General features: G+C 34.8%; 18 protein-coding genes and 1 tRNA gene. All 19 read left to right on the top strand.

The features are described 5' to 3' along the window. The 19 genes from BUE31_RS01125 (at position 1) to BUE31_RS01220 (ending at position 22,804) form a co-directional block, all read left to right on the top strand. Positions 1 to 1,779, top strand: a complete 1,779-nt coding sequence (locus BUE31_RS01125; protein ID WP_073399452.1) for a polysialyltransferase family glycosyltransferase — start codon at positions 1 to 3, stop codon at positions 1,777 to 1,779. Positions 1,780 to 1,829: 50 nt separating this feature from the next. After that, positions 1,830 to 3,002 carry a hypothetical protein gene (locus BUE31_RS01130; RefSeq protein WP_073399454.1) on the top strand — a complete coding sequence of 391 codons (1,173 nt, stop codon included), beginning with the start codon at positions 1,830 to 1,832 and terminating at the stop codon, positions 3,000 to 3,002. 89 nt (positions 3,003 to 3,091) lie between these two features. Then, positions 3,092 to 3,973, top strand: a complete 882-nt coding sequence (locus tag BUE31_RS01135) for a hypothetical protein (protein WP_073399456.1) — start codon at positions 3,092 to 3,094, stop codon at positions 3,971 to 3,973. Between the two features lie 234 nt (positions 3,974 to 4,207). Further along, the gene (locus tag BUE31_RS01140; RefSeq protein WP_073399458.1) at positions 4,208 to 5,344 is read left to right on the top strand and encodes an acyltransferase family protein; all 1,137 of its coding nucleotides are present in this window, start codon (positions 4,208 to 4,210) and stop codon (positions 5,342 to 5,344) included. Positions 5,345 to 5,346: 2 nt separating this feature from the next. Then, positions 5,347 to 6,438 (top strand): non-hydrolyzing UDP-N-acetylglucosamine 2-epimerase, encoded by a 1,092-nt coding sequence (wecB, locus tag BUE31_RS01145; RefSeq protein ID WP_073399460.1) that lies wholly within the window; start codon positions 5,347 to 5,349, stop codon positions 6,436 to 6,438. Between the two features lie 35 nt (positions 6,439 to 6,473). Then, entirely contained in the window at positions 6,474 to 8,309 is a 1,836-nt protein-coding gene (gene asnB, locus BUE31_RS01150) for an asparagine synthase (glutamine-hydrolyzing) (RefSeq protein WP_159440617.1), read from the top strand. Then, the gene (locus BUE31_RS01155) at positions 8,309 to 10,228 is read left to right on the top strand and encodes a heparinase II/III domain-containing protein (RefSeq protein ID WP_073399464.1); all 1,920 of its coding nucleotides are present in this window, start codon (positions 8,309 to 8,311) and stop codon (positions 10,226 to 10,228) included. The genes asnB and BUE31_RS01155 overlap by 1 nt, the downstream gene beginning before the upstream one ends. Positions 10,229 to 10,240: 12 nt before the next feature. Then, positions 10,241 to 11,476 (top strand): glycosyltransferase family 4 protein, encoded by a 1,236-nt coding sequence (locus BUE31_RS01160; protein WP_073399466.1) that lies wholly within the window; start codon positions 10,241 to 10,243, stop codon positions 11,474 to 11,476. Positions 11,477 to 11,478: 2 nt separating this feature from the next. Then, positions 11,479 to 12,090, top strand: coding sequence for a sugar transferase (locus tag BUE31_RS01165; RefSeq protein WP_317042432.1), 612 nt, complete (start codon positions 11,479 to 11,481; stop codon positions 12,088 to 12,090). 27 nt (positions 12,091 to 12,117) lie between these two features. Continuing rightward, positions 12,118 to 12,723: an acetyltransferase gene (locus BUE31_RS01170; RefSeq protein ID WP_073399468.1), complete on the top strand. Its 606-nt coding sequence runs from the start codon at positions 12,118 to 12,120 to the stop codon at positions 12,721 to 12,723. A gap of 9 nt (positions 12,724 to 12,732) precedes the next feature. Beyond that, complete coding sequence (locus BUE31_RS01175; RefSeq protein ID WP_073399470.1) at positions 12,733 to 13,860, top strand: DegT/DnrJ/EryC1/StrS family aminotransferase; 1,128 nt, start codon at positions 12,733 to 12,735, stop codon at positions 13,858 to 13,860. 269 nt (positions 13,861 to 14,129) lie between these two features. Continuing rightward, entirely contained in the window at positions 14,130 to 16,052 is a 1,923-nt protein-coding gene (locus BUE31_RS01180) for a polysaccharide biosynthesis protein (RefSeq protein WP_073399472.1), read from the top strand. A 302-nt stretch (positions 16,053 to 16,354) separates the two neighbouring features. Next, positions 16,355 to 16,708 (top strand): YciI family protein, encoded by a 354-nt coding sequence (locus BUE31_RS01185; RefSeq protein ID WP_073399474.1) that lies wholly within the window; start codon positions 16,355 to 16,357, stop codon positions 16,706 to 16,708. Between the two features lie 50 nt (positions 16,709 to 16,758). Next, positions 16,759 to 17,988, top strand: coding sequence for an RNA polymerase sigma factor (locus tag BUE31_RS01190; RefSeq protein ID WP_073399475.1), 1,230 nt, complete (start codon positions 16,759 to 16,761; stop codon positions 17,986 to 17,988). Between the two features lie 88 nt (positions 17,989 to 18,076). After that, positions 18,077 to 18,778, top strand: a complete 702-nt coding sequence (rpiA, locus tag BUE31_RS01195) for a ribose 5-phosphate isomerase A (RefSeq protein ID WP_073399477.1) — start codon at positions 18,077 to 18,079, stop codon at positions 18,776 to 18,778. A gap of 537 nt (positions 18,779 to 19,315) precedes the next feature. Further along, positions 19,316 to 19,389: transfer RNA gene (locus tag BUE31_RS01205), tRNA-Pro, on the top strand. Positions 19,390 to 19,537: 148 nt separating this feature from the next. Further along, positions 19,538 to 19,978, top strand: a complete 441-nt coding sequence (locus tag BUE31_RS01210) for a MarR family winged helix-turn-helix transcriptional regulator (protein ID WP_073399480.1) — start codon at positions 19,538 to 19,540, stop codon at positions 19,976 to 19,978. A gap of 58 nt (positions 19,979 to 20,036) precedes the next feature. After that, positions 20,037 to 21,029: an NADP-dependent oxidoreductase gene (locus BUE31_RS01215; RefSeq protein WP_073399482.1), complete on the top strand. Its 993-nt coding sequence runs from the start codon at positions 20,037 to 20,039 to the stop codon at positions 21,027 to 21,029. A gap of 281 nt (positions 21,030 to 21,310) precedes the next feature. Then, positions 21,311 to 22,804 carry a nicotinate-nucleotide adenylyltransferase gene (locus BUE31_RS01220; protein WP_073399484.1) on the top strand — a complete coding sequence of 498 codons (1,494 nt, stop codon included), beginning with the start codon at positions 21,311 to 21,313 and terminating at the stop codon, positions 22,802 to 22,804. The last annotated feature ends 11 nt before the right edge of the window (positions 22,805 to 22,815 follow it).

Here is a 22,815-nt window from a genome sequence, read left to right on the forward strand (position 1 = left end):
ATGAATTTATTGATTGTTTTAGATGATACAAAATATACCAAGAGTTGGGATAAATATGACTTGATACTTTGTGAAAAAAAGACTCAACAAATATCCTCTGATAAACAATTTACATTTGATTCTTTTCAACCTGAGCGGAGTGAAATTTTAGAGATGTATGATAGTCAGTATAATGCTTTTTTAAAGTTAATACCTATTGCATACATTGATATTTTTGAATCTAACCGGTCCACCGCTTTTCATGGATTAATAGTGGATGTTTATTCCCGTTTATTAGCAGTTTCTGACGTAATAACAAAGTTTAACATTACAGAGGTAACTTGTGACTGTTATGTTTATACGAGGAATTATATACCGTTTTACGAGGCCTTTGGTGAAATAAATCTAAAGCTTCTATTTAAAAACTCAGATTTTTTATCGTCATTGATAAAAGACATTTGTAATGATAAAGGAATTAAGTTTTCATATCTTAAAGAAGGTTCAAAATTTATATTAAATCTGAAGATATTTGGCAGAAGATATTGCCTCCTGCTAATAAAATTACTTTTAAGCATAAAAGCATACCTTTTTTTAAAAAAGTTCTCAATAAACCGAATAGATTTAGATGAGAATAAACCCCAATTTTATATTTCTGTTAGAAGTACCGTTCACTCAGAATTCTTATTGCCGTTTGTTCAGAAATATGCTCCTAATTGTTTAATAGTTGTTGGTGAGCGACAATTTGCCTATGGAGAAAACCGTAATTTTTGGGAAAGGAATTTTAACTTTAATGTATTTCCAGAAGGCTTTTTTTTTAGAATTGGCGACTTCTTTTCTGTTTTCTGTAAAATAATTGTTTTGATTTTTTGGGATAGTAGAAGGTTTAAAAAAGCAGTAAAGTCTTTTGAAATAAATTTTGGTTCTTTCAAGATAAAACCATATAATTTATTACCGGAATTTTGTATTGCATATTTTGAACAGTATTTACATTTTCAAAGTATAAAGCGTTTTTTAGAATATACAAATGCTAATAATGGAATTGTTATATCAACTGAACAATTAACTACATATCCGTATTGGCTAAGCAAAGCTGCCAGAGAAAGGCAATTGAAAAGCCTACAGATTCAAACAACCTTATTAAACCCTTTGGAGCATGCTGATTTTGTTAGAGCAGATAAGTTTTTGTTTTACGATGAAGGATTATTGCAGGCCTTTTCCATTAAAAATCCGTTATTAAAACATAAGTTTGATTATTGGGGCTTTTTGAAAACTAATGATACAGGTTTATCTAATAAAAATAAAACATTAAATAAAATAATTTATTTCACCCAACCTTATGAGTATGAGTCAGAAGACGAGATAATAACGTTTATAATTCAAATGGAAAAGGAGTTCGGGTTTAGGCTGTTAATTAAATTGCACCCCAGGGATCAGTTTTCACGATTTAAAAAATTCGCCGAACGTATATTGAGCAAAGATGTATCGATGAATACAATGAGGGATCAGTTTGATTTAGCAATTACAAGAACTTCAACTATTGGCTTAGATTGTTTTATTAATGATCTACCCGTGATTTTTTGTGTAATGTCTGAAACCGGAAAAAAAATTTCAGCGACATTTCTTGATAAACAGTATTTAGGCTACATTTCTTCGTTTGAAGGAATAAAGGGTCTTTTTGCCAATTATAATGATTTTTTAAATTATTTTTATAAGTATAACGATACATTCAAAAAGAAAAATAATTTAATATTTGATAGAGAAAAATTTGATGAGAAGGTGAAAATGTTTATGGCCTCTTAAATCAACCCAACTTTGAAAAAAGGTGATTATTTCACGTATACAAATCTGTAATGAATAAAATTATTAAATACTATCTTTATTTTCTCCCTTTTTTTTCATTAACAGGAATTGTTCTTGGAACTCTTAGAACAGCTTACCATGATTCCTACAGCGAAGCTTTTTTAACAGTCGGCGCAATTATTGACTTATTAATTATTTTATACGGCTTTAAACATTTATTTAAAAGGAAAATTGCAATAGTTTTTCTTTTATTGATTTTTAGTTTGATAGTCGGGGCTTTAAACAATGAGATTTCAAGAAGATTCATTACTGATTTTACTAATCCATTTTTCTTTTTTGCAAAAGTTTACATATTCGGTCAGTATTGGCTTTCAAATAATTTTAATACATATATAAAGTATTATACAAGAATAGCATTTGCGGGTAGTGTTTTGTTGTTACCTATAACTTATTTTTTATTTCAATCAACAGGCACAACCAGGTTAGCAATATTTCCACCAATGGAATTACCTTATGCAAATTATATGTTATCAAATAGCTTGTGGCTGCTTGTTTCTTTTATTATAATTATGCTGTATGGCAAAAGAGCTCAGTTATTTTCTGCAATAATTACCTTTTTATTTTATACTTTTTTATTCAAAAGAAAACAAATATTTAAATATTTTATTATGCTTTTGATCTCGGGGGGAGCTGTAATATTTATATTCAATAATTTTTCCAATAATTTGGCTGTTATTCGATTGAAAGGTACGTTTGATTTATATAATGAAAACCATTCAGGTAATGATAATTTGGATAAAATTAGTGCTGGCAGGTATAATGAATTAGAAACTATAATTAATCAAATGCAATTGAAAGATTACTTTATAGGTAAGGGATTGGGTTTTGTTTACCTCGTTGATACTGGTGTAGCATATGCCGAAACTACTAATGCCCATTTTTCCCCAATTGGATTTTTGTCGAAATATGGCCTTTTGTTTACTATCTATATTTATTATTTTATTATTTCAATTTTTGTAAAAACAAATAAAAAGTTACTATCCAGTAATGCCTATGTTATTGCTTTAGGTGTGTCCGTTTTTGTTTTTTTGGAATCTTTTTTTGCTTATGCTATATTTGTCACCCCAATTCTCCCTATTGTAATGGGTGTTTTAATCGCTATTCAGAAAAAACAAAAGCTAAGTTCATTGATAAGGCAAAATGTTGATGTAGCAGCAACCTAAATATTATAATTTGTGTTCTAATGTTAAAAAGCTACTTTAAATCAAATGTATTCTGTTTATAAATTAAATTAATTAAAATCATAAAAACCATGAAAAATTTATTTTTAATCATAAGTATAGTATTACTGGGTACAATAAGCTCAAGTGGCTACCATAAATTCTTAAATCCTAAAATTAGACATTTGAGTAACAATCAAACTGATGATTCAGATGCTTTACAGGCACTATTAGATAAGGGCGGCGTTATCAATTTGCCAGCTGGCCGTTCATTTACAACAGCTAAAACATTATATCTCAAAAACAATAGTGAAATAGTTAATGGAAACATGTGCATTATCACTTATTCAGGTACAGATGCTGCCATTGATTTTCAACGCACTAATAAGAATTTCCCTGTTCGAAACACTATTTCTGATCTTACAATAATTGTACAAAGCCCAAATGCAGTAGGCATCAGGTGGAAAAGTTCATACTCTAGTCTGAAAAACTGTTCGATTGCATTAAAATCAAGTAACCAAATAGGCTTTGAGCTATGTGGCGATGTTAGTGGAACAGGCAGCTATTACAACTTATTTGAAAATTGTTTTGTACAGGGATCCCGGCAATTAGGAAAGACAAATCAATATGGATGGAAATTTACCTATGATGCAACTTTTCCAAGCAGATGTGCCAATGCCGACCTTTGGATAGGAGGAAGAGTGGGACAATGTGACGTAGGTATGTATATAAATGGTAGTGGTAATGAAGTTAACCATGTTGCCGCTGAGGGTTGTGGCATCGCATTTTATTTCGATAATCCCGATAGTAAGGCGGGTTGTGTGTCAAACAAGGTTATAATGCCCTACATTGAAAAATGTAGTACTGCCTTTAAATATGGCTCCAATTCCATAGCTAATATAGCAACAAGCCCGTATATGACAGGTGTACCATCAATTAAAGAAGATGTTGGCAAAAATAATGTATCAAATTAACAGTGCTTTTAATTACAGTTGAATTTAAGATATGTAATTACAAATTTGATTTCGAAATAATTTGTTTGAGTAATTTACAAGCGTTTTGGTCTTGACAGTTGACCAAGGACAACCTTACAATTTGTTTCTAAACAAATAACATGCATTTTTCAGAAAAGAAATAATGTAAACGTATACTAAATCAACTATCAAACAAATAAAGGTTTAAGAAAAATATATTATAGAATTGCTTTAATGAGTTTCTTTTCCAGATTTAGAAGGATCACTTCTACAGGCAAGTATTTGCCATTTATTGATGGCCTTAGATTTATAGCAATTACGCCTGTTGTATTAAGCCATATTTTTCATTTAATTATGGTGAAAAAAAATATCCCGCAAAGCCACATAAATTCCTTTTTATGGAATCCGGTAAATAATGGTGGCCAGGGCGTTCAGATTTTTTTTGCAATAAGTGGATTTATTTTAGCCATTCCATTTATTTCTTATCACCTGGGAATTTCCCAAAAAAGTATCTCAATAAAAGGTTACTTTCTAAGGCGTCTGACAAGATTAGAACCCCCATATATTATATCCATGCTGTTTTTCTTTATGGTTTTAATTGTTACGCATAAAAATGCCTTTTCAGAGCTTTTTCCTCATTTAATTGCGTCTCTGTTTTATGTTCATAATATTATTTACGGCAAAGGAAGTGATATAAATACGGTAGCCTGGTCTCTGGAAGTTGAAATACAATTTTATATCCTGGCTCCTCTTATTTTCCTCATCTTTAAATCAAATCAACTTTTAAGAAGATCTGTAATTGTTTTGTTTATAATAACATTTGCTTTTTTAAATGCTTATTTTGATATCTACTATAGAACATTATTGGGGCAATTTCAATTTTTCTTAATAGGTGTACTTGCTGCAGATATTTATTTAACTCAAAAAGACACCAACATAATTAAGCAACTTAACAGGCCGCTGATCTTTGTTTTTTGTTTGAGCATTTTATTATTTATTAATTATAGAGATAGTTTTTTTTCTCAGTTATTATTCCTTTTCGACCTGTTAGTCCTTTTTTTATGCTCAATTTCATCAAATTTGAAAAACAAATTTTTGAAGAGTGATATAATTACTTTTACTGGTGGAATGTGTTACAGCATATACTTAATACATTATCCATTGATATCTCTTATTGGTAATAAAATCATCACCAAAATTTATTTCAATAATATTGTCCTCGATTTTATAATTAGTAGTTTGATTATTGTTCCTGTGATTTTTTTCACTTCAGTTGGTTTTTATATTTTATTTGAACGACCATTTATGGACAAAGAATGGTATAAAAAAATATTTGTTTTTAAGAATAAAAAAAGAAAATTAAATTTTTGAGTATGCTGATAGATATTATTGCGGGTGCACGCCCTAACTTTATGAAAATATCTCCTGTCATTGATTCCATTGAGCGGGCAAAGAAAGACGGTAAGGATATATTATACAGACTTATTCATACCGGTCAGCATTATGATAAAAATATGAGCGGGAGCTTTTTTGACCAATTGGGTATTCCTCATCCTGACATTAACCTGGGTGCAGGCGGTGGCTCGCAAGCGGAACAAACCGCTGCCATCATGATTGGCTACGAAAAAGTACTACTTGACAAAAAAGCCGATTTGTGTTTGGTGGTTGGGGATGTAACCTCAACAATGGCTTGCGCCATTGTTGCTCAGAAACTGCTGGTAAAGGTTGCGCATATTGAAGCCGGCATCCGCTCTGGTGATTGGACGATGCCGGAAGAAATAAATAGGATGGTAACTGATGCTATAACTAACTACTTTTTTACCACATCGGCTATCGCAGACCGAAATCTAAGAAATGCAGGTGTTGGTGATGAAAGAATATTCTTTGTAGGTAATACCATGATTGACACATTGCTTAAAAATCGCAATCGTTTTATAAAACCGGCAATATGGGATAAGTTGGGACTGGAAACAGGACAATACTTAGTTATTACGCTTCACAGGCCTGCCAATGTGGACGAAGAGGGTAAGTTAAAGGAATTAATGGAACAGATACTTATCCATACACAAAACTTACCATTAATTTTCCCGGTACATCCGCGAACTGCTCAAACTTTAAATATTTTAGGTATTGGGGATGCCAACCTGCATATGATTGAGCCTTTAAGTTACCTGGAATTTAATTATTTGGTTGAACGGGCTAAGGCCGTAATAACTGATTCGGGCGGTATTACTGAGGAAACAACGGTAATGGGTGTACCTTGTATTACTTTGCGGGATAATACAGAAAGGCCCGAAACTATTACAATTGGTACTAACGAGCTTATAGGTACCGATCCGAAGGCAATTGAACCGGCAATGAAAAAACTGTTTTCCGGCCAATGGAAAAAAGGGGGGATCCCGCCTTTGTGGGATGGCAAAACAGCAGATCGTATTGTTGAATGCCTGTTACAATTACAATTTTAACCTTAAGTTTTACCAGCTGTAAATTTAGTAATCAAATGTGTGGGATTTTTGGATTTATAAATTATAGTAATCAAAGTAACAGCCATGGATCAGGCGCTTTAAAAAAAGCATTGGATATAGTTAGTTATCGCGGTCCGGATTATTCAGGCTACAGGGAATTTACATCAGATATTGATAACGGCTCTTTCCTGTTTCTTGGGCATAATCGCTTATCAATAATTGATCTGTCTGATGCTGGTAATCAACCATTTTCTATCGATAACCGGTACCATATAATTTTTAACGGTGAAATATATAACTACCTTGAATTACGTGATGAGTTACTGAAAAAGGGGTATGTGTTTAAAACACATTCTGATACCGAGGTACTTCTGAATATGTACATTGATAGTGGTACCAGCCGTTTTAATGAACTGAACGGAATGTGGTCATTTGTGATCTATGACCAGGTGAATAACCGGGTTGTGGCAAGCAGAGACCGGTTTGGTGTAAAGCCAATGTATATTTTGGAGCAGGATGGCACAATTTTTCTGGCATCTGAGATCAAGCAGCTACTTCTTTTCCAGCATAAGCAACAAGCAAACAGCCAGGTGCTATCCCATTATCTTTATAATTATTTGCTTGATTATAATGATGAAACCTTTTTTAATGGCATAAAAAAGCTGCCGGCCATGCATACTATGGTGATTGATCTGCAAACAGGACAAAAAACGCTTGAGCCGTATTGGGAATTTACTGATATCGATTTTAGCCATCACGGTGAACAGGATATCATTGACGAGTATAAAACCTTACTTACATCGGCTGTAGCAATCAGGCTTCGCAGTGATGTGAAAGTTGGGAACACGTTAAGCGGCGGCCTTGATTCATCAAGTATTGCTGTTTTAGCACATCAGTTAACAGGAGGTAACATTTATAATTACTCGGTTATAAGTAATAACAAAGCCGTTTCTGAAGAGAAATATGTTGATTACCTGGTAGATCATAACGCAATTAATGTCCATAAGATAAATTTTGACCAAATAGACCCCTGGGAAGCTGTTGATCAGGTTATCTGGCATCATGATGAGCCTATATTATCCTTAAGTACTGTAGCTCATTTCAAAATGCTTGAGAGCCTTAAACGGGAAAGTGATATTATCGTTGTTCTAAGTGGTCAGGGGGGAGATGAATCATTAGCCGGGTATAATAAATACTTTTTCTTTAATATTAAAGATCTGATTGCAAAAGGCAGGTATGCTGAGGCTTTTTTTGAAATGGCTAAGCTATTTCCAAGAATGCGTTATGAATTTAACTGGAATTTTGCTAAAAGATATATTCCGGTTTTAAACCGAATGAAAAATAATGCCGATGTTTTAAATAAGATCTTAAAAATCGACAAAACGTATTTAAATATCGGATCGGCTAAGGATTTGAAATCAAGACAAAAAATCGATATACAACAATATTCAGTACCCGCTTTGTGTCATTATGAAGATCGGAATTCAATGGCACACTCCCTTGAAATAAGGCTTCCATTTTTAGATTATCGTTTGGTTAATTTTAGCTTAAACCTGCCTAATAATTTGAAAATAAAAGGAGCTGTAAATAAGCAGGTACTTCGCAGGTCAATGAGTGAGCTTCCCCAGGCTGTAAGGTATCGATTTGATAAAAAAGGATTTACAATTGATGAAAAAGGCCACCAGGATCACCGTTTTTTTGAGTTGCTTGATAAAACATTTCAACAATCAGCTTTAGCTGACCTGGGATATATTGATATTAACAAGTTGCGTGCTGAAAGCGATAAGATGCGAGGAGGTAAAAGTTCATTATGGGAAAGGGATTTGCATCGTTTATTATTCGCCGAAATTTGGGCCAAAAAATTCCTATAATGAATAATCTTAAAAATAAGCTAAAAACATATAAGGAATTGTTTAATCAATTTGGCCCAAGGTATGCCGCCTTTAGGTTAAAATATGAAATAAGTAAAAAATCAGGCCTTTATAAGTCCAGGTTTCCGGTACATTTCAAAATTAAACAGTATATAGATTTAGATAATTGGCGACAATCGTATTCAGATAAATTCATTACGCCAGCTAAGGAAGACTTTGATAAAGCGGGAATATCCAGATCTGATAAGTTGCAGTTTCAGCTATCAAAAATATTGAAGGGCGAAATTTTGTTTTTTAATTTTGATTGGAAACATATTGGGTTTGAAAATGATTGGAAAGAGCACCCGGTTTCAAAATATAATTACCCATTAGTGCATTGGACTAAAATGCCCATTTATGATAAAGATACCGGAGATATTAAGTATGTGTGGGAAAAATCCAAATTTTCGTATCTTTTGTATGTTTTACGTAATGATTTGCATAATAATCAAGATCACTCATCATTCGTATTCAATGAAATCGAACGTTGGATAGATCAAAATAAACCCAACATTGGGCCGCAGTATATTTGTAGCCAGGAAATGGGTATCCGGTTGATTAACTGGTGTTTTGCAATTTTTTTTTATAAGAATTCGCCGGCATTAAACCAGGATTTACTAAATAAAATATTGACCTCTATTGATGCGCAGATAGCACATGTTTTTACCAACATAAATTTTTCACGTATTGCCGTTCGCAACAATCATGCTGTAACAGAAACCTTAAGTCTTTATCTGATCAGCCTTTATTTTCCATTTTTACCAAATTCAGCAAAGTATAAAATAGCCGGTAAGCGGTGGTTTGAGCAGGAAATAGCGTATCAACTATTTGATGATGGTACCGATTCTCAATATTCTTTTAATTATCATCGTGTAAAGGTGCAATTATTAAGCCTGGCTATTAGTTCGGCTAAGGTGAACGATGAAAAATTAGACGAGAAGGTTTACCGGAAGGCTGAGCAATCACTCAAGTTTTTGTATCAGCAGGTGAGTAATTTCAACACGGGCAGTTTAACCAATTTTGGTGCTAATGATGGTTCCATCTATTTTAAATTGAATGATTGTGATTATAATAACTATCTGCCTCAATTAAATGCATTAGCATCATTGCTGGAGCTTAAACTTGCAGATATTAGTTCTGATGTGGAAGTACTTGAGGATGAACTTTGGTTTATGCAAAAACTGAGAACCAAACAATCTCCCCAAAGCACACTTAATGTTAAACAGGGAATGATCTATTATCCGGAAGGTGGGTATGTTCAAATGCGGGATAAATTATCAGTATCTTTTTTAAAAACACCGGAATTAAAATTCAGAGCGGCTCAAAATGATTTGTTCCATGTTGATATTTGGGTAGATGGTGTAAATCTATTCAGGGACGCGGGATCATATTTATACAATACCACCGAAGAAAACAGCATGTATTTCAACGGGGTAAAGGGGCACAACACAGTTGCTGTAAATGGCATTAACCATATGTTTAAAGGCCCGCGGTTTACCTGGCTTTATAAGCCTGAACATTTAAATACCCGGGTAACTGAGACGGAGGAGTTTTACGAAGTTATATCAGTTATGAAACTGGTTTTTCCACAACAATACACTCTTCAAAGAACTATGAGAAAATTCAAGTCTGGTTTAAAATGGGAAATTGAGGATAGACTTAATGAGAAACAAATGACCTCTATAGAACAATATTGGAATATTAATCCAAATTCACATTTTCCAACAAAAATTACCAGTATAGATGTTGAGGGTAACACTTTAACACCTTTAATTACTAAAGGGCACTATTCTGGTTATTACGGTTATAAGCAGGAATCTATATTACAAACATACATTTCAGCGCAGGGATATATTAAAACAACTATTACTATTGAGTAAGTAATAAAAAAAATGAAGATATTATTACTACATCAGTATTTCCTGGAGCAGGATGACTCCGGAGGCTCCCGGTTTAATGAACTAACAGCACAATGGACAGACCAGGGAAATGAGGTTACCGTTATTGCGGGTATGATGCATTACAATGGAAATGAAAAAAGGCCGGAATATAAGGGAAAGTGGTTTAAAAAAAATCAACAGGGAAAAGTTTCAGTTTGGCGTACCCATGTTTCTGAAAGCTATAACGCTGGCTTTGTTGGGCGCTTATGGGGCTATTTCTCATTTGTGTTTTCTGCTTTTTGGGCTGGATTGTTTAAAGTAAAAGGCAAATATGATATTATCCTGGTTACGTCGCCGCCACTTTTTATTGGCATTACAGGTTATTTGCTTTCAAGGATAAAAAGGGTCCCCTTTGTATTTGAAATAAGAGACCTATGGCCAGAATCAGCTATTGATACCGGTGTAGTAACCAATAAATTTATTATCAGGCTTGCTTATGCGCTTGAGGCATTTATTTATAAAAAAGCTAAAAAAATAAATGTACTAACCCCGGCTTTCAGAAAAACGCTTATTGAAAAGAAAAATGTGTCTCCTGAGAAAATTATTTTTATCCCAAATGCGGCTGATTTTAGCTTATCTGACCATTTACTTGAAACTTTTGATACGGAGCTATTTAGGAAAGAGCATGGTTGGGATGGGAAATTTGTAATAACCTACGTAGGAGCGCATGGCGTTGCCAATCATCTGGAACAAGTGCTTGAAACTGCTGACTTATTAAGAGATACAAATGTATTATTTGTTTTAATAGGGCAGGGGATGCAGAAAGATCATTTGAAAAGCTTGGCTCTGAAAATGGAGTTAATTAATGTTTTGTTTTTAGACCCTGTAGCTAAAGCTGAAGTGTTCAAATATATTTTTGCATCAGATATGGGAACATCGGTTTTAAAAAATGTTGAAACTTTTAAAACAGTTTACTCTAATAAAACATTTGATTATATGGCATGTAAAAAACCAATTTTAATGGCTATAGATGGTGTATCAAGAGAGTTAGTTGAAGAGGCTGGTGCAGGTATATTTGTTGAGCCGGAAAACCCGGATGACTTTGCGAAAAAGGTTAGGCTGTACTTGAATGATTCGGAAAGAATACAACTTGAGGGCGAGGCTGGCTATTTATATGCAAAACAAAACTTTGATAGAAAGAACTTAGCCAATAAGTATATTGATTACCTGCAATTATTTAAAAACTAAGAATGCTCGCTATTATTTATAAACGTTTTTTTAAGTTATTATTTGATGTAATTATTGGCTTATTAGCCTTTATTATATTGTTGCCGGTTTTTTTATTGGTAATAATATTGTTACTAATTTTTAATGATGGCAACGTGTTTTTTTTTCAGACCCGGCCTGGCTTGAATGGTAAGATTTTTAAAATTATAAAATTTAAAACCATGAATGACCGTTGCGACAATTCAGGCGAATTGTTGCCTGATGCTGAAAGACTTACTGTTCTGGGTAAATTTATACGTAAGACCTCAATGGATGAGATACCCCAATTATTGAATGTGATTAAAGGCGATATGAGTTTGGTTGGCCCAAGGCCGTTGCTTATAGAATATCTCCCGCTATATAATAATATCCAAAAAAAAAGACACGAAGTACGCCCTGGTATAACCGGATGGGCGCAGGTTAATGGCCGCAATGCTATTAGCTGGGAGAAAAAATTTGAATATGATGTATGGTATGTAACTAACATATCTTTTTTATTTGATATTAAAATATTATTTTTAACTATTAAAAAAATATTTAAGCCTGAAGGGGTCAATTCTGCAACCTCTGCAACAATGGAAAAATTTACAGGTTAATAATATGGTAATTTACGGATTAATAATATGATATTATACGGTGCTGGAGATCATGGTAAGGTTATTGTTGAAATATTAGAAGCTAATAATATTCAAGATATAGTTTTTTGGGATGATAATCCTAAGGGAGATTTATGGGAATTTAAAGTTTCTAAGTCATCAACTAATATTATAGTAGATAAATATATGATTATTTCTATCGGTAATAATATAATAAGAAAAATTATTGCTGAAAAAACAAATAAACAGTTTAACTTTGCTAAAGCTATTCATCCAAATTCAGTAATTTCTCGACGTAGTGTAATTGGCCAGGGAAGTGTGGTAATGCCGGGAGGGATTATTAATGCAAATTCAATTATTGGCGAACATGTAATTATAAATTCATGTGCGGTAGTTGAACATGACTGTGTACTTGCTGATTTTATCCATATATCACCTAACGCCTCAATTTGCGGAAATGTATCAATAGGAGAAGGCACCCATGTTGGGGCCGGAGCTGTTATAATACAAGGCATAAAAATAGGTAAATGGTGTACAATTGGGGCTGGAGCGGTAATAATTAAGGATATACCTGATTATGCTGTTGTAGTAGGTAATCCGGGTAAAATTATTAAATACAACCAATCAACCTAATAAAAATATATGAATCCAAAAATATGGCTTTCCAGTCCCCACATGGGGCAACAGGAGTTCGCTTTTGTAAAGGAGGCTTTTGATACCAACTGGATAGCCCCGTTAGGCCCTCTGGTTAATGGGTTTGAAAACGACCTTGAATTATTTACAGGTTCAAAGTATGCCGCTGCTTTAAGTTCTGGCACAGCTGCTTTGCACCTTGCTTTAGTTATGCTTGATATTAAGATGGGTGATGAAGTAATTTGTCAAACTCTTACCTTTTCGGCATCGGCAAATCCAATTGCTTATTTAGGCGCTATTCCTATATTTATTGATAGCGAACCAGAAACCTGGAATATGTGCCCGGATTTATTGGAAACCGCTATTAAAGATCGAATATTAAAGGGTAAAAAACCCAAGGCAATTATTGTAGTTCATATTTATGGGATGCCTGCTAAAATTGAAGAAATTGTGGCAATAGGCGATAAGTATGGAATACCCATTATTGAAGATGCTGCGGAAGCTTTAGGTTCAACTGTAAACGGGAGGTCAGTTGGTACATTTGGCCTTATGAGCATATTGTCATTTAATGGGAACAAGATCATTACGACCAGTGGTGGTGGGGCATTAATTTCTGACGATGAAAAATTTATTTGCCAGGCACGGTTTTTAGCAACCCAGGCAAGGGATGCTGCAGTGCATTATCAGCATTCGCAAATTGGATATAATTACAGAATGAGTAATGTATGCGCGGCTATTGGCAGGGGACAAATGCAGGTATTGCCTGAGCGAATTAAACAGAGAAGGAGGGTTTATGAATATTACCTGGAAAATCTGTCTGAAATACCGTGTGTTGATTTTTTACCTGAACCCGATGGCTCTTTTAGTAACAGATGGCTTACCGCTGTATTAATTGATTCATCTAAAGGTAATGGTGTAAACAGAGAAACAATTAGATTGTCTCTTGAAAAAGACAACATTGAATCGCGCCCATTATGGAAGCCAATGCATTTGCAGCCAGTATTTAAAGACTATCCTTCATACATCAATGGTATAAGTGAACCTCTTTTTAATAATGGTTTATGTCTTCCATCTGGTTCGAATCTGAAAGATGAGGATTTAAAAAGGGTAGTTGATATTATTAAAAAACATTTTTAAACTTTTTTTGTTTACATAATTGAAAATTTTCTATTTTTTGGGCTTGAGAAGAATCCCTTTAATTAGATCAGTTAATAATAAATTTGATGGCTTATACTAATACAAGTTTCATAATTGTACCATTCTTGTATGGGATATTATTACCAATTATTAAGTGTTAACATAACAATAAACATACTATTATTTATTAATATAATATTTACAAGGGGATTTTATGTTTTTTTATAAAAAATATAATTCTACTTTTACTTTAGCTAAAAAATAGTCTTATGAAAAAATATTTACTATTTAATAAAGTGGTGCCACGGTGGGTTATAGTAATATTAGATTTTTTTATTGTAGCCGCATCTTTTTCTACCTCATATTTTATTGTCTACCGTTTTGAGCTGGTAAATATTTTAAGAGGTTACTTTTTTATTTACACAGATTTATATTGTGTAATTTCATTAGCAGTAATGTATATCATGCGTATACATACGGGGCTCATCAGGTATTCGAACACCAAAGATGTATTGAGGATATTCAGCGCTGTATTTCTATGCACTTTAATATACTTACTGGTAATAAATGTATGGTTTTTACCGCGGTGGCCTATTAGTACTGTTACTATAAACATGGTAATGCTGGTTAATTTTTCAGTATCCAGCACTTTATTAATTTTATTACGCACAGCAGCTAAAAGCGCTTATTACTATATTAATACTTATTCAAATGCAACAAAAACCGTTGTGCTTATTTATGGCTCTGATACCGGTGCTGTTCTCGTAAAGCAGGCCCTGGAAAGTAGTGTGAAAACTAACTTTTCGGTTATTGGATTTGTTGACGATAACCCAAATAAGATTAATAAAGAAATTCAACAGCTTAAAGTATATGATATTGATAAGCTTGACAATCTGATAAAAAAGCGTAAAGTAGACAGGCTTATTATTATGAATCATAATCTTGATGAAGAAGCCAAGAAAACAGCTTTGGAAAAATGTCTTGCTTTAGGTATCCAGGTACTTACTGTACCCCCGTCAGATCAGTGGATATACGGAAAACTAAACCTTCAGCAAATTAAAGATTTGAAGATTGAAGATTTATTGCAACGCAAGCCTATTCAAATTGATACAACGAGAATTTCCGAAGATTTACACGGAAAGCGGGTATTGATAACAGGAGCCGCAGGTTCAATAGGGTCTGAAATTGTGCAGCAAGTTTTAAGCTATAAGCCGAACATGGTCATTTTGTGTGACCAGGCCGAATCTCCATTACATGAGCTTCGCCTGCTGGTAGAAGAAAACTTTCCTGATGTGCCTATAAAGATCTTTATTGCCGACATAAGGAATTACACCCGGATGCGTAAACTATTTGTTGATTATAAGCCCGAGGTGGTATTTCATGCCGCAGCTTATAAACATGTGCCAATGATGGAAGAGAACCCTACAGAAGGCGTATTAACCAATGTTTTAGGCACTAAATATGTTGCTGATCTTTCCGTTGCCTTTGGGGTTGATAAATTTGTAATGATTTCTACCGATAAAGCAGTTAATCCATCCAATGTAATGGGTACAACCAAACGCATTGCTGAAATTTATATACAATCGCTTAAAAACGATCCGGAGAATAATGGAACCACACGCTTTATTACTACAAGGTTTGGTAACGTATTGGGCTCTAATGGTTCTGTAATACCACGGTTTAAAGCCCAGATCCAGAAAGGCGGGCCAATAACCGTTACTCATCCGGAAATTACCCGTTATTTTATGACTATACCTGAAGCTGTGCATTTGGTTTTAGAGGCAGGTACAATGGGTACGGGTGGCGAAATATTTATTTTTGATATGGGCGATCCTGTAAAAATTACAGACCTGGCATTGAAGATGATAAAGCTGGCTGGCTTACAACCAGACAGGGATATTGAAATTGTATACACTGGTTTAAGGCCAGGCGAGAAACTGTATGAAGAGCTGTTGAATGATGGAGAAAATACAATGCCAACTTACCACGAAAAGATTAAAATTTCGCGGGTAATTGATTACTCGTATGAACAGGTACATAATGATATTAGCGAGTTGCTTGCCTTAAATAAACAAAATGATGTGCTGGGTGTGGTAAATAAAATGAAAGAAATTGTTCCAGAATTTATTAGCAAGAACTCTGAATATGAAGAACTTGATAATAAGAACGTTTCATTAGTATTAAATACTTAAAGCCCGGCTCTTTTATTTAAAGGGTGTAACTGGTTTTTGACACTATTTTGTATACTTCCATAACTTAACAATAGCTTCTCTATTGTTAACCACTAATGCTGGTGCTTATTAGCTTACAGTTTATATTATTTAAATGTACATGTATAGTAAATACATGGTATCCCGGTTTAAAGTGCCAGGTAAATTATTCCATTGAAAAATCATCCTGACAAGAAAAAAAATCAGCCTGATGTCCAATCCATGTAATTTCGTTTGTTATCTGTGTAATTCATATATTTATTAACAGTTAATATCAAAACAAAATGGACGAATTTATTTTGATCTTTAGGCATGAAGATGGTTCAAAGGTAGCTTCGCCAGAGCAATTGCAAATTTGGATGAAACAAACAATGGACTGGATAGGCGGTATTGCTTCACAAAACAAATTTAGCGGTGCTAATGGCTTGCCTTTTGATGATGCAAAAGTTGTTCATCACAATAATATAGTTACTAACGGGCCGTTTGGTGAAATTAAAGAAACAATAGGAGGCTACATTATTGTTAAAGCCAGTTCTGTTGATGAAGCGGTTGAATTTGCAAAAGGGTGCCCTGTTTTGCAGGGAGAAGGCAATAGCGTAGAAGTACGTAAAATTTTTAAAGGAGATGGTGTTCATTAAAACTAATAATGTACCTGTAAACATATCACTTGCAGGGCCCTCTTTTATTTATGGAACAGCAGGAATTAATACCTCATTTATTCAGATCAGAATACAGGAAAATAGTGGCAGTGCTTTGCAGGCGTTTTGGTTTTGATCAAATTGAAACAGCTGAAGATCTTGCCAGTGATACATTTGTAACAGCTGCACAAACCTGGGCACTCAAAGGGATTCCGCAAAACCCGGTTGCGTGGTTATATAATGTGGCAAAAAATAAAGCAAAAAACTTCTTACAACGTGAATCTACCTTCGAAAACAAGGTTACCGTTGAAGTAAAAGAAGGTTTTTCAGAACTGCATGAATTTGAAATTGACCTGTCCCCGCAAAATATTAACGATAGCCAATTGCAGATGATGTTCGCAATTTGTCATCCCTCAATCTCACCTGAGGCGCAAATTGGTTTATCGCTTCGCATTTTATGTGGTTTCGGTATTGATGAAATTGCGGAAGCTTTCCTGGTAAATAAAGAAACTATAAATAAAAGGTTATACAGGGCAAAGGAAAGGCTGAGGGAAGAAAAGATAAAAATTGAACTCCCTGCCCAATCAGGAATCAATGAAAGGCTGGAAACGGTTTTAACAACAATTTACCTGTTGTTTAGCGAAGGCTATTATTCTGTCAGTAAAAATCAAACTATCCGTAAAGAGCTGTGCCTGGAAGCTATGCGGTTATGCTACATGCTTATCGAAAATAAAAACACAAATAAACCCCATGTAAATGCATTGCTGTCGTTAATGTGCTTTCATACCTCAAGATTTGATGCGCGAATAAATAATGATGGTGAGCTTATTTTATACGATGAACAGGACCCAAATCTTTGGAACTCCGAGTTGATAAGCAAGGGCGGGTACTTTTTAAATTGTGCAGCCACCGGCAATGTACTTTCAAAATATCATTTGGAGGCTGCCATAGCTTACTGGAATACCCAACAAGGCGACACAAAAGAAAAATGGGAAAATATACTGCAACTCTACAACCGCTTGCTGCAAATAGAATATTCGCCAATAGCGGCGCTAAACAGAACTTATGCACTTTCAAAAGCAAACGGGAAGATGGAAGCTATTGCGACAGCAGAAAAGCTGAATCTTGCTAACAATCATTTTTACTTTGCTCTGCTTGGCGAGCTTTATACAGGCATTGATAACCAAAAAGCGAAGCAGAATTTTCAAAAAGCATTTTCAATAGCGAAAACACAGACTGACAAACAATCCATTCAAAGGAAAATTGACAAATTGTGCTAAATTGATTGTTGCATGTAAAATTTCTGACCCTTATATCTCCTTGTAGAATAAAAAACTAACTTCAACTTTTGTTATTTAAATTGAGCATATGAAATGGAATAGTACTTTATTAGATCATTTGCAATGGTCAGATACAATAATAAACCAGGAAGCAAAACAAAAAGTTGCACAACAAATTTCGGATAAGGTAAAAACAGGCGATATTATTGGCGCAGGTTCTGGCTCTACAGTTTACCTGGCTTTGTTTGCTATTGCAAAAAGAATTAAAAAAGAAGGCTTAGCGGTACAGGTTATCCCTGCATCCCTTGAAATAGCTATGACCTGTGAGAATTTACAGATCCCGGTAACCAGTTTGCTGACCGACAGGCCAAATTGGTGTTTTGATGGGGCCGATGAAGTTGATCCGGATAGGAGTTTAATTAAAGGGAGGGGTGGGGCCTTGTTTAAAGAAAAGCTGCTGATCCGCTCTGGTTCTAAAACCTATATCCTTGTTGATGAAACAAAACTGGTAAATAAGCTGGGAACAAACTTCCCGGTTCCAATTGAGATCTTTCCGGGTTCACTTACCTATGTAGAGTCGGCCTTAAAAGAGATGAATGTAATTGATATTGCATTACGCCTGGCAAAAGGAAAGGATGGACCGGTAATAACCGAAAATGGCAATTTTTTGCTGGATGTAAAGTTTGTAGATATTAAGGCTAACCATGAACAACAGATAAAATCAATTACCGGGGTAATAGAAAGTGGACTTTTTATTGATTATGATGTGGAAATATTGATTGCCAAATAATTTGTAAGTTATACATTTAATTTGTTTGTATAAATCCTATATTAGTAACCGTAATTTGATGAATTAACGGGTGGCTTGAGATGATTGTGTTCTGCAATTATTTATTTCATATAAATTAATTTATTCAATTATAATTACCTAACAATTATTACAATGTAATGTTATAGCATTTATAATGCATTACTAACTTTATATGACGTCCCTAATGAAAAAGTTTATATTCTATACTTTAGTTATTCTCGGGCTAATTTGTGCTATCTGCCTGGCAATTATTATTATTAACTGGTCGGTTACTACTACCATATAAGATTTTAAAAATCCCCAAAAAGTTTTATTCGCCATAACTACCCTCCAATAGTTAGAACCGGAATTGTTAACTTATTGACTTAAAGGGGGTATAAAAACAGTTTGATAATTATTCAAAAATTTCAAAAGATGAAGTTTATTTACACTACCGGAAAAAGTAAAAAATGACTGAAATTTATTTGAAAATATATTTGCAACAGTAAATTTAAAGTCTACCTTTGCAAACCCAAACGGGATGTAGCGTAGCCCGGTATCGCGCCACATTTGGGATGTGGAGGCCGCAGGTTCGAATCCTGCCATCCCGACGATACCTTTCAAAGCCTGCAGATCAATGATTTGCAGGCTTTGTTGTAATATCCCGGGACTATACTCGCAATTTACACTTCATGTCTCAATTTTGTAAAAGTATGTTCCATATATAAAATTACCGTCCATGGTATATATATTTGTACTATGAAAATAGAGGATGAAATAAAACAAAATCAATTTCATATTCCACAGCATAAGGCTGGTATGAACATCATTTTCACTGCAAACTGGCTCTTAAACGAAATTGCGGTTTCGCTAAAACCAATTGGTTTATCTCTTCAACAATTAAATGTATTGACTATTTTAAAGGGGCAACCTGATTTTACAGCTACAGTTAACCTGATCCGTGAGCGATTGATTGATCGCATGCCAAATGTATCAAGACTGTTAAATAAGCTAATGGATAAAGGACTAATTAAGAAAGACCGGGACTTATCTGACCAGCGCGTGGTATATATTAAGTTAACCGCTGAAGGTGAAACCCTGGCCATTAAAGGCAGAGAGCTTTTTAACAAGGTTTCTTATGGTATTGATAATGAACAAGCGCATCTTCTAAATGATCTTTTGGATAAAGTGAGGAAGTAAAAAAATTTGATAATTTATATTCCATGGATTATTATTCCACGGTAATTAACTTAATAGTATGAAAAACAACACGATTATTTTGAAAAGCAGGCCAGTAAGAATGCCCGATTTTTCAAATTTTGAATTCATTGAGGAACCTATGCCGCAGCATGGTATTGGTGAGGTACTTTTGAAAACTGTTTATGTATCGGTAGATCCATATTTGAGGGGGAAAATGTCGGGGACTAAAGCACCGCGCTTTGAACTAAATAAGCCAATAGCATCCAGGATAATTGCAGAGGTTATTAAATCAGATAATAAAAAATTTCTTGAGGGGGATTTTGTTAGTGGTTACCTAGAATGGAAAGAATACCAGGTATCAAACGGAACGGAAATCCAGAAAGTAAGTGCAGAAACCGCCCCATTGAGTGCTTATTTAGGTGTATTGGGGATAACCGGATTATCAGCCTATTTTGCTTTATCAGATATTGGTAAACCTAAACTAGGGGAAACGCTTGTTGTTTCTGCTGCAGCTGGTGCGGTAGGCAGTATAGCAGGTCAGATCGGAAAGATCATGGGTTGTCGTGTCATTGGCATTGTTGGTACAGACGAAAAAGCAGAATTGATCAAAACTAAATTTGGTTTTGATGCGGCAATTAATTACAAAACCAGGCCAGATATAAAAACTGCTGTAGAAGAAATATGTCCGGGCGGAGTTGATATCTATTTTGATAATGTTGGTGGCGTTATCTCTGACGGAGTGATTGCTAACATCAATAAATATGGCCGCATTCCTGTCTGTGGTTCTATATCCAATTACAATGATATCGAAGAACAAACCAGCCCGAGCCTGCTGCCGGTAGTGGTTTACAAATTCTTATCTATACAAGGCTTTTTAATTTCAGATCTGGCCGAAAGATTTCCCGAAGGAATATCCCAATTGGCCTTTTGGCTAAAAGAAGGCAAATTAAGATACTCGGAAACAATAGTAGAAGGATTCGATAAATTGCCAGGAGCATTCATAGGGCTTTTACAAGGAAAAAACATAGGTAAAATGATTGTGAAGATATAGGTAAGATATTTGCAGATTATTTATAAATATAAATTATAAAATAATGATTAAAGATAAAGGCAGTAGGGGGAAAAGCCTTTTTTAAAGAAATTCGAAAAGGGCTTTTTGTTGTTAATTACTTGTAGTTTGGCAATTCCTGAATTTCCATTAAATAGCTTTTGGGAGAAACTTTACCTGCTTTTTACTTTAAAGTAACCTCCTCATTCTCCAAAAAATCGTACTTTTAAAGCATCTTACCAGGTAATGCTGTTGGCTGCGGTAAACTATAAATAATTAGGTGCATGAATATCATTCACAATAAAGATCTTGGAACAAAACAAAAGGCGCTTGCCATTAATCTTGACCCTGAAATTTATGGCTCATTCGCAGAAATTGGCGCTGGCCAGGATGTAGCTGCTAATTTTTTCAAAGCAGGTGCTTCATCTGGCACCATCGCCAAAACAATGTCGGCTTATGACATGACCTTTTCTGACGCTATCTACGGTGCGCAACAATTGCGCCGTTATGTAAGTGAACCCCGCTTAATATCAATGCTTGACCATGAGTACGGGCTATTGATTGAACGCCTGGCCGAGCAGCGCGGCAATACAACAACTTTCTTTGCTTTTTCAGGTACATTTTCAGCACTCAACTATTACAAAACAAATGAGGGGCATGGCTGGATGGGGGTGCGTTTTCAATTAGAGCCTAATGGCGTGCTTCATGATGTTGTAATTCATGTTAAATTACTGGATAATGATAATAATTTACAGCAACAGGCTGTGGGGATTTTAGGCGTAAACCTGATCTATGCTTGCTTTTATTATCACGAAAATCCACCTGTCTTTTTGATCTCGTTAATGGATAACTTATCTAAAGACCGTATTCAAATAGACATGATCCGTTTTGAAGGGCCTAATTTTGATAAGGTAGATAACCGGCTGATGAGCTTGCACCTGGTAAAATATGGATTTTCAGATGCAGCTGTATTTGGCCCCGACGGTAAAAATCAGCAGCCTTCCGAAGTATTGTATAAAAAACATATCGTGGTGATACGCGGGCGTTTTCGCCCCATTATCAATGTGCATTTAGATATGCTCAGTACAGGGGTTAAGCAATTTATGCAAGAGCCTGATGTTGACAAAACGAATGTTATGGTTGTTACGGAGCTTACCCTTCAATCGTTAAAAGAAAGAAACGCTGACCAAACCGCCGAAATTGATGAGAAAGATTTCCTCGACCGGGTGGATATTCTTTGCTCGCTTGGGCAAACGGTATTAATCTCTAACTTTCATGAATATTATAAATTGGTGGCCTATCTTTCAAAAATTACCAAATTAAAGCTGGGGGTGGTTTTAGGCTTTCCAAACCTGGAGTATATTTTTTCTGAAGAGCATTATAAGGATCTTCCGGGCGGTATTCTGGAGTCGTTTGCTACATTGTTTAGCCGCAAGGTAAAGCTGTTTATTTATCCTACTTTGCGCGATGGAGTGATCTGGAATTGCCTTAGGTTTCACCCGCCGGCGCACCTCATAGATCTGTATCGGTACCTGATAGCTAATAATAAAATAGAAGACATCAGCCATTATAACGAGAATAACCTTCATGTGCAAACAGACAAAGTGCTGCAGCTTATAAAGCAAGGTGCGGATGGCTGGGAAGAATACGTACCAGCTGAGGTGGCCACTATGATAAAAGACAGGTGCCTGTTTGGATATTCCTGTGAGATTGATCCTGCGAAAGAAGATATAACCAAAACCGGCGGTGATATTGATACCGTACTAGATACTGCTTAAAAAACTTAAAT

The sequence above is a fragment of the Mucilaginibacter sp. OK098 genome (assembly GCF_900142915.1).
In the GTDB taxonomy this organism is placed as follows: domain Bacteria; phylum Bacteroidota; class Bacteroidia; order Sphingobacteriales; family Sphingobacteriaceae; genus Mucilaginibacter.

Bases quoted from the DNA above. Each gene is read 5' to 3' on its own strand.
- BUE31_RS01170 (WP_073399468.1), top strand. From the start codon at position 12,118: ATGATATTATACGGTGCTGGAGATCATGGTAAGGTTATTGTTGAAATA.
- BUE31_RS01160 (WP_073399466.1), top strand. From the start codon at position 10,241: ATGAAGATATTATTACTACATCAGTATTTCCTGGAGCAGGATGACTCC.
- BUE31_RS01180 (WP_073399472.1), top strand. From the start codon at position 14,130: ATGAAAAAATATTTACTATTTAATAAAGTGGTGCCACGGTGGGTTATA.
- BUE31_RS01130 (WP_073399454.1), top strand. From the start codon at position 1,830: ATGAATAAAATTATTAAATACTATCTTTATTTTCTCCCTTTTTTTTCA.
- BUE31_RS01135 (WP_073399456.1), top strand. From the start codon at position 3,092: ATGAAAAATTTATTTTTAATCATAAGTATAGTATTACTGGGTACAATA.
- BUE31_RS01210 (WP_073399480.1), top strand. From the start codon at position 19,538: ATGAAAATAGAGGATGAAATAAAACAAAATCAATTTCATATTCCACAG.
- BUE31_RS01140 (WP_073399458.1), top strand. From the start codon at position 4,208: ATGAGTTTCTTTTCCAGATTTAGAAGGATCACTTCTACAGGCAAGTAT.
- BUE31_RS01220 (WP_073399484.1), top strand. From the start codon at position 21,311: ATGAATATCATTCACAATAAAGATCTTGGAACAAAACAAAAGGCGCTT.
- BUE31_RS01215 (WP_073399482.1), top strand. From the start codon at position 20,037: ATGAAAAACAACACGATTATTTTGAAAAGCAGGCCAGTAAGAATGCCC.
- BUE31_RS01185 (WP_073399474.1), top strand. From the start codon at position 16,355: ATGGACGAATTTATTTTGATCTTTAGGCATGAAGATGGTTCAAAGGTA.
- asnB (WP_159440617.1), top strand. From the start codon at position 6,474: ATGTGTGGGATTTTTGGATTTATAAATTATAGTAATCAAAGTAACAGC.
- BUE31_RS01155 (WP_073399464.1), top strand. From the start codon at position 8,309: ATGAATAATCTTAAAAATAAGCTAAAAACATATAAGGAATTGTTTAAT.
- BUE31_RS01125 (WP_073399452.1), top strand. From the start codon at position 1: ATGAATTTATTGATTGTTTTAGATGATACAAAATATACCAAGAGTTGG.
- BUE31_RS01175 (WP_073399470.1), top strand. From the start codon at position 12,733: ATGAATCCAAAAATATGGCTTTCCAGTCCCCACATGGGGCAACAGGAG.
- BUE31_RS01190 (WP_073399475.1), top strand. From the start codon at position 16,759: ATGGAACAGCAGGAATTAATACCTCATTTATTCAGATCAGAATACAGG.
- rpiA (WP_073399477.1), top strand. From the start codon at position 18,077: ATGAAATGGAATAGTACTTTATTAGATCATTTGCAATGGTCAGATACA.
- wecB (WP_073399460.1), top strand. From the start codon at position 5,347: ATGCTGATAGATATTATTGCGGGTGCACGCCCTAACTTTATGAAAATA.
- BUE31_RS01165 (WP_317042432.1), top strand. From the start codon at position 11,479: ATGCTCGCTATTATTTATAAACGTTTTTTTAAGTTATTATTTGATGTA.